At 44.4% G+C, this 8272-nt stretch carries 9 protein-coding genes; all 9 read left to right on the top strand.

The features are described from left to right. Positions 1-97: 97 nt before the first annotated feature. Positions 98-1417 carry a lytic murein transglycosylase gene (locus L0J61_RS07070; protein ID WP_301465630.1) on the top strand — a complete coding sequence of 440 codons (1320 nt, stop codon included), beginning with the start codon at positions 98-100 and terminating at the stop codon, positions 1415-1417. Positions 1418-1800: 383 nt separating this feature from the next. Continuing rightward, on the top strand, positions 1801-3096 hold the full coding sequence (gene glp, locus L0J61_RS07065; RefSeq protein WP_301465629.1) for a gephyrin-like molybdotransferase Glp: 1296 nt from the start codon (positions 1801-1803) through the stop codon (positions 3094-3096). A 233-nt stretch (positions 3097-3329) separates the two neighbouring features. Next, positions 3330-4436: a GTP 3',8-cyclase MoaA gene (gene moaA, locus L0J61_RS07060; protein ID WP_301465628.1), complete on the top strand. Its 1107-nt coding sequence runs from the start codon at positions 3330-3332 to the stop codon at positions 4434-4436. 169 nt (positions 4437-4605) lie between these two features. Then, positions 4606-5136 (top strand): molybdenum cofactor biosynthesis protein B, encoded by a 531-nt coding sequence (moaB, locus tag L0J61_RS07055; RefSeq protein ID WP_301465627.1) that lies wholly within the window; start codon positions 4606-4608, stop codon positions 5134-5136. Positions 5137-5173: 37 nt separating this feature from the next. Then, complete coding sequence (locus L0J61_RS07050) at positions 5174-5917, top strand: molybdenum cofactor guanylyltransferase (protein ID WP_301465626.1); 744 nt, start codon at positions 5174-5176, stop codon at positions 5915-5917. A 24-nt stretch (positions 5918-5941) separates the two neighbouring features. Beyond that, complete coding sequence (moaC, locus tag L0J61_RS07045; RefSeq protein ID WP_301465625.1) at positions 5942-6460, top strand: cyclic pyranopterin monophosphate synthase MoaC; 519 nt, start codon at positions 5942-5944, stop codon at positions 6458-6460. Between the two features lie 111 nt (positions 6461-6571). Beyond that, complete coding sequence (locus L0J61_RS07040; RefSeq protein WP_367651945.1) at positions 6572-6862, top strand: MoaD/ThiS family protein; 291 nt, start codon at positions 6572-6574, stop codon at positions 6860-6862. 65 nt (positions 6863-6927) lie between these two features. Then, positions 6928-7392, top strand: coding sequence for a molybdenum cofactor biosynthesis protein MoaE (locus L0J61_RS07035; RefSeq protein WP_301465632.1), 465 nt, complete (start codon positions 6928-6930; stop codon positions 7390-7392). Then, complete coding sequence (modA, locus tag L0J61_RS07030) at positions 7352-8203, top strand: molybdate ABC transporter substrate-binding protein (protein ID WP_301465624.1); 852 nt, start codon at positions 7352-7354, stop codon at positions 8201-8203. The genes L0J61_RS07035 and modA overlap by 41 nt, the downstream gene beginning before the upstream one ends. The last annotated feature ends 69 nt before the right edge of the window (positions 8204-8272 follow it).

The following is an 8272-nucleotide window of genomic DNA, read 5'->3' as shown; positions in this document are numbered from 1 at the left end:
AACTTTGGACTTCTTTTTTATCTTTTTTTTGAGCGCTTATCCCGAACTGGGGTTAAGTTAACTATTCATACCTTAAAGTACATACCTGAGAAATTTTATGATTTTCAAAAAAAGATATATCGCTCTTGTGCCTGCATTGGTTATGGCTGGCTGTGCGAGCCAACAAACAACACAAAAACCTGTGCGTCAAGGCAATGTGGAGATTACTCAGACCCAAACCATTCAGGTAAAGCCAACACCGCAGCCAGAAACACGACCAACCCCAAAACCACAGCCGCAGCCACAACCGGTCGCAAAGCCAAGCTATAATACTTTCTATGATTGGAAGTCGGACTTTTCGTCGCGGTCGATGGCTTCAGGTTATGATGCGCAGACTATCCAGCGCTTGCTTAATATGGCTTCTCTAAATCAGCAAGTTATTTCGCTAGACTCAGGTCAGCCTGAGTTTTCTAAGATGCCATGGGAGTATGTGGATTCTGCGGTATCAGATGGTCGAGTGAGTACAGGTAAGCGTAAGTTTGCAGAGCAGCGTAGCTTTTTGTCGCAGCTAGAGTCTCGTTACGGTGTTGATGATGAGATTATCGCCGCCATCTGGGGTATGGAGTCGTCATACGGTGCAGTGACCGGAAGCAGTAGTATACCAAGCTCGCTTGCCAGTCTCGCTTATGATGGTCGTCGTCAAGAGTTTGCCGAAAGTCAGTTGTTGTCACTCGCGACGTTATTACAACGTGGTGATCTATCATGGTCACAGCTTGATGGTTCGTGGGCAGGCGGTATGGGGCAAACGCAGTTTATCCCTGCCACATGGCTTGAGCAAGGCGTAGATGGTGACGGTAATGGTCATCGTAATCCATGGGCGACGAGCGATGCCTTGGCGTCTACTGCCAACTATTTGAGCAACTCAGGTTGGGTTCGTGGCTTAGCACCTTTTTATGAAGCAACTGTCCCAACGTCTTTTGATTACTCAGTCGTTGGTAGCAAGCAATCAGCTGCTAGATGGGCGGCACTCGGCATCGATACTATCGACGATGTCTATCTAGATGCTGACACGCAAATGGAGCTATGGTTACCTGCTGGCAAAGATGGTCCAGCATTATTGCTGAGCCCAAACTTCGATGTGATAAAAGTGTATAACAACTCATCAAGCTATGCATTAGGCGTGAGTTTGTTGGGCAAAGCACTTGCTGGGCAAGGTGGTTTGAACAAGGAGTGGCCGCGCTACGAACGTCCGTTGTCGACAGTACAAGTGCGTAATTTACAACGTCGTTTGACCAATGCAGGCTATGATACTAAAGGCACAGACGGTATCGTTGGTACTAACACTCGTAAGGCTTTCCAGCGCTGGCAAGCAGATAATGGTCAAATAGCAGATGGCTTTATTACTCAGCGTAGTGCATCTTCGTTGGCATCTTGGTGAAGTAGACTGATCACGTTTATTTTTGGTAGTTATTGTCTTTGAAGTTGGTAAACTTATCAATGTGTTTAGCCAGCATTTTTGCTTATTATCACGAGAGTGACGATGAAGAAGGGTGACAACTCAGACATGCTCTCATTTTTATTACCATATGCAAATACAGATACTTCCAAGTAGCTATATCAAAGAAAGTATGTCGTGTTTATCTATAATAAAAGCACCTAATTAGGTGCTTTTTTTGCGCTAAGTTATGGCTGGTTTGCTAAAAGGGAAGTGAGTTGTCAAACTATGGTATCGAAATGTGTGCAAATTGTTTATAGTTAAAGTAATGAAAGATAACATGATGCCTGCTCAGAGAAGGGTGTGTTAGAGAAGAGAATACCGTTATGATTACCATGGAAGAGTTGCAGTCAGCAATAAAACGACGTATAGACAGTTATAATAGCGATGATTTTGCCCTACAGAAAAGAAGCACCAGTTCTTGTCAGTTATTAGATAGTGGTAATCAAATACTGGCGCAAGATATTTGCTCGCCTTTTGATGTGCCAAGACAAAATCTATCAGCGATGGATGGCTATGCGATTGCGCAAGTTAGTGAGCTATCGAAAGATAGCACTATTGATATCGTTGGTGAGTCGCAGGCGGGCAGTGCCTACACTGGTAAGCTGACAGCTGGGCAGGGCGTGCGTATCTTTACTGGTGCGGTCGTGCCGGATGACTGTGATACTGTCATTATGCAAGAAAACACGAACTTTTCTGATATAAAATCCACGTTGGATAAGTCTCAAACTTATGCCATCACACTCATACAAGCGGCACAAAAAGGCAGCAATCTTCGCAAACAGGGAGAGGAGATCGAATCAGGTGAAACGGTCTTAAATATAGGCAAACGCATTAATTCTGCGGATATCAGCTTACTGGCAAACCTAGGTGTGAGCCAAGTGAGCGTATTTGAACCACTGACGGTAGGGTTGCTAGCGACTGGCGATGAGCTTGTTGCTGTTGAAGACGAACTGACGAGTCTGGCGCAGATATATAACTCCAACACCCCAACGCTCAAAAGCCTGCTGTCTGATTTGCCGATTACGATTCGCGATTTTGGTATCATTCCTGATGACTTAGCGCAGACAACAACTGTTGTGAATCGAGCTATGCAAGAATGTGACGTACTGGTATCTACAGCGGGTGTGTCAGTCGGGGACTATGATTTTCTGACTGAGGTCATAGCGCAGCTTGGGCAGATTAACCACTATAAAGTGGCAATGAAGCCGGGTAAGCCTTTCGTGTTTGGTGAGTTGAATAAAGGTGTCGAAAAGACAGTGTTGTATTTTGGCTTGCCAGGTAATCCACTATCAACGGTCGTTGGCGCGTTACAGTTTGTGATACCGGCATTGTGGCAGATGTCTGGTACTGATGCGTCAGAGCAACCTATGCCACTCAATATCAAAGCCACATTGATGAATGATGTAAAAAAATCAGTTGGCCGCAAAGATTTTCAGCGTGGGGTTTTATCGCAAAATGAAGTCGGTAGCTATCAAGTTGACTGCTTACCAAGTCAGCAATCACACAGAATAAAACAGCTGAGTCGTGCCAATTGTTTTATTGTCTTAGATAAAGACAGTAGCAATGTACAAGCGAATAGCTTGGTCACAGTACAGCCGTTTCCTTGGCTGTGTGTATAAACGGGTATGGTGACACAAGCCCGATTTAATAAAAAGTTATGCTTACAGAGTCTTCCGAAAGAAACCATCACCTTACGACGCTGTACCCTTAGGTGCCAATCTTTAGACATCAATCCTTCGGTGTCAGCCTTCAGGCATCCATGCTGTTATTTTAGCAGTGCTGGGTTTCTTTGAGCGTGAGGATGGATGGTTTATAGTGGTACCGATTAAAGCAATACTAATGGCAGTAACATATGAAAGATGACAGTATCAAAAGCGGCGATGTACAGATATATTCGCCCAGCGCAGACCTAGAACCTGCTACGTTTGATAGTGATAGGCTATCGTCTGTCACTGCGCCTGTCGATGATGCTAACGAAAACTATCAGCCTCTAACCGACGGTTTTGCCCGTCGATTGACTTACCTACGCCTGTCTATTACAGATTTCTGCAACTTTCGTTGTGAATACTGTCTGCCAAATGGTTATCAAGGCAAACGCCCTGATGATGAGTTAAGTCTTTCTGAGATTGCAGCACTTATTCGTGGTTTTGCCCAAGTCGGTACAAAAAAAGTCAGAATCACCGGCGGTGAGCCGTCCATACGTCGTGACCTCGTCGAGATTATTCGCACGATCAAACAGACAAAGGGTATTGAAACCGTTGCTATGACCAGTAATGGTTACAAGCTTGGTAAGCATTTATCCAGTTGGCAGGACGCTGGTTTAGATCAGCTCAATATCAGTATGGATAGTTTTGACGCTGCTACCTTTCATAAAATGACGGGGTTTGACAGCTTGCCTCAGTTATTGGCTGATATGGATACTCTGCTCAATACCACAGACATAAAACTTAAGATAAATAGTATCTTGATGACAGAGACAGCCTTTGAAAACCTGATGGCAGCGATTGATTACGTCAAAGACCGACCTGTCACTTATCGTTTCATTGAATTTATGCAGACCAGTGACAACAGTGACTTGTTCTTTGCTCAGCATGCACAGTCTGATGTTATTATTGACTATCTATTAGAGCATGGTTGGCAGCCGCATGAGCGTGGTAGTAGCGATGGTCCAGCGGTAGAGTACAGCCATCCAGAGCATCTTGGCCGTATTGGTATGATTGCTCCTTATGCCGCGCATTTTTGTTATAGCTGCAACCGTTTGCGAGTAAGCAGTCAAGGTAAGGTTCATTTGTGCCTATTTGATCAAGGTAATTACGATATTCGCCAACATTTACAGTCAAACGATGTTGAAGGCTTGGTGAGTACATTGCACAGCTTTATGCCGATTAAGCCTGAGCATCATCATTTACATGATGCCAATAGCGGAATTATGCACAATCTATCAATCATTGGTGGTTAAGGTGTTTTTTTTCGTTTAGACGACTATCGATTGAGTTGAGGACAGACCCTAATAGATAAACGATTTGTCACCATCTCAATGGTACCTGCATACTTTTTTTGACGGCAGCTTATTTATTTCAACAAGCCCCATTATTTTCGCCGAATTTGATATTTTTTAAGGACTATCTATGAGTAAGTCTCCTGCATCATTTATCCCACTAAATATTGCCGTTTTAACTGTGTCTGATAGCCGTACACTGGCTGAAGATACTTCAGGGCAGTATCTAGCAGACAGTTTAATCGAAGCAGGACATCAATTAGCTGACCGACAGCTAATTACGGATGATATCTATCAAATCAGAGCGGTGATCAGTCAATGGATTGCGAGTCCAAATGTCCATGCAGTGATTACGACGGGCGGCACAGGGTTTTTTATTAGAGACAGTATGCCGGAAGCGGTCAGCGTATTATTTGATAAGACAATAGATGGCTTTGGTGAGATGTTCCGTCTCATATCGAAAGACGATATTGGTATGTCTACGGTACAGTCGAGGGCGGTTGCTGGCATGGCAAATAGTACGGGGATTTTTTGCTTACCTGGTTCTTCAGGGGCATGTCGTACTGGTTGGGAGGATATTCTCAAAGGGCAGTTGGATAGCCGTACCCGTCCGTGCAACTTCGTGCCGCACTTTATGGCACAAAATCCGAAGCATGACTGATTTTTTCATAAGTGATTTGCAAAGATGACACATTTATATGACGCATAATGATAGTCGCCTGGCGAGCTTAGACTGCTTAGCAGGTATCGTCATATTAGCAGGTGGTGCATCTAACCGCATGGGAGCGCCAAAAGCGACGCTTACATTGCCTTCAGGTGAGCGTTTATTGGATTATCACGTACGGCATGCACTTGATTTAAATGCGCCTATTTTCATTGCGGATAATGGGCGAGGGTTCCGTAGCAACTTGGCTTTCAGTGGGCAACAGTCGCAATTCGCAGTTGTTTATATTGCTGACTACGGTAGTGGCGATGCGGTTTGTGCCAGTGCAGAAATAAAAAACGGTGGCGCATTGGTCGCTATTGAGTCAGGCTTGCAACAGTTGCAAGGTATCGAGAAGCAAGATTTTCAGAAGTCAGATACATCAACCAATAACTCACTATCTTGGGTTATGGTTATTAGCTGCGATAGTTTAATACCCGCGACAGACTTGTGGCAAAAACTACAACCCTCGATGCTGCAAGTAAAAAACAACGGCTCTACCAAAACAAAGGTGATTTGTTTGACCGATGAGCAGCATTTATACCCATTGCTAGGACTCTACCAGCTCAGTGTCGAGCCTGCTTTAAAAGCTTATATTGATAGTGGACAGCGTCGAGTGATGACGTTTATAAAGCCCTTGATGCAAACCGTACCTCTGTCACCACGCTGGCAACCTCTGACAAATTTCAATACGCCCGTAGAGTTTGAGCGTGCATGTCTGGGATTAAACGACTCATGAAGACATCGTTAAGAGAAGTGATAAATGAATAACAGTAATCAACAGAATAATTCAGCAACGCTATCGCACTTAGACAGTGATGGTGACATTTCGATGGTTGACGTCGGTGGTAAGACTGCAACGACGCGAGAGGCAACCGCAGGCGGGAAAGTGCGTTTTCCCAGTGAGGTCTATCAGAAAATTAAGGCGGCAGACGGCCAAACCAAGAAAGGCAGTATTACCCAGACCGCCCATATTGCTGGAATCATGGCAGCCAAGCGTACTCAAGATCTTATCCCACTTTGCCATCCACTGCCATTAGACAAGATAGCCATCAACTTTGAATATGATGACGTGAAGCATAGTATTAATGTCAGTGCGACGGTTAAAGTCACACACAAAACAGGGGTGGAAATGGAGGCTTTGACGGCTGTCAGTGTGGCTTGTTTGACTGTTTATGACATGACCAAGGCACTGTCGCATGACATTGTTATTGATGATATTCATTTGCTCAAAAAAACCGGTGGTAAATCAGATTACAGTCATACTAGGGATGCAATATAATCTCAGTTAAGCAGTGAATACGAAATTGAATTAGGGCGTGTCGGTTTATTAAGGCATCAATGGGCTAATAAGTGACAGGCGTTAGGTAGGTTGATAAGAGTGGAGAGTGTTATGAGTGTTATGAGTGGTATCGAGTCGGAGTCTGATAGCGGGTCAATCATGAATATCACTGTCCTATACTTTGCTAGTCTGGCTGACGAAGCCAACTGCCAACAAGAAACGGTGAGTGTCAGCGCATCGACTTCTTTAGCCGACTTGTACCAGCACTTAAGTCAAAAGCATGGTTTTAGTCACTCGCAGTCAGAGTTGCGTGTTGCGATCAATGATTATTTTGCTAAGTGGTCAGATCAGATTCAAGATGGTGACAGTGTGGTTTTTATCAGTCCAGTGTCGGGTGGTTAACTATGACAGACAACGTACCTATGACAGACAGTGTGCCTACAACAAACGATGTGCATAGCCATTCGATGACCATCAAGCGTAGCGTTGAGGAGGTATATCAATTAGCTGAGCGTGATGGTTTTGCTTTATTAGATATTGCTATCGACGAAGACAGGCTCAAAAGAACCTTGGATAACGACAGCTGCGGTGCCTTCGTCTGTTTCGAAGGTCGTGTGCGCAATCACAATAATGCGACCAGCGTTGATCGGCTTACCTACTACGGATATGATGACTTAGCAATCAATCAAGGACGTGCCATTATTGAACAAGCCAAACAGCGTTTTGAGATTACGCATGCTATCGCCATTCATCGCATAGGCGCGTTGGAAATAGGCGATGTGGCGGTGTGGGTTGGCGTGGTCTCTGCGCATCGCTATCCCGCATTTGATGCTTGCCGCTGGATACTGGATACCATTAAGGCGGATATTCCAGTGTGGAAGCAAGAATATTATGAAAATGACTCTTCTAAATGGCTCAGTAATAATGGTTAAGACTTCTGTCTTAGTTTTATTAGTATTGGCATTATCTGCCTGTATGCAAGAAAACGCTGCAGATCCGGTATTGGCTACTGATACTGCAGAGCAAGACCAAACACTACGTATTGCTGCTGCTGCCAATCTGTTTGATGTGCTGCCTGAAATCGTTGATGGCTATCAAACAGAGAATAATCTGGCTGAAAAAAACATCGAAGTGACTTTTGCCTCTTCTGGTAAACTGTACGCGCAGATTAAAGCGGGAGCACCTTATGATGTTTATTTATCAGCCAATCAAGCATTCCCTGCCAAACTAGCTGGTGAGCACTTACCTGATCTTAGTGTTCATAAGTCTTTTAGTTATGCACGCGGTCAGCTGACGTTATATAGTGTCACCAGACCTTTGGGTGATATGCAGCCAGCAGCACTGACAGCGTTACTGATGAGTGACACCAGTACGAAAATAGCCATCGCCAATCCAGAACTTGCGCCGTACGGTGCATCGGCAAAATCCTATTTGCAAGCACAAAACGTATATGATGTATTAGATGAGCAGAAGCGCTTAATCCAAGCGGAGAACATCGGGCAAGCCTTTCAATACACACATACGGGTAACGTTGATTATGGTTTGGTTGCGCAATCTCAAGTCGGTGCTATTAAAGCCACACCTGAGCAATTTGTCACTTTAGACCCTGATTCTTATCCAGCTATTTTGCAAGACGGTGTTGTTATCAAGGACTCCAGTATGGCGACAGACTTTACGGATTATATTCGCTCAGATGCCGGACAGAAGTACTTTTCACAAGCAGGCTACTTATCGATTCAATAGGGGGTTTCAAAGTTTGGTGGTGTTCTAAAAAGTATGCTGGCATCAGACGTAGCCATAATTGATGTAAAA

It is taken from the genome of Psychrobacter sp., from assembly GCF_030457785.1.
Classification (GTDB): domain Bacteria; phylum Pseudomonadota; class Gammaproteobacteria; order Pseudomonadales; family Moraxellaceae; genus Psychrobacter.
This window is presented reverse-complemented; position numbering and strand designations above follow the sequence as displayed.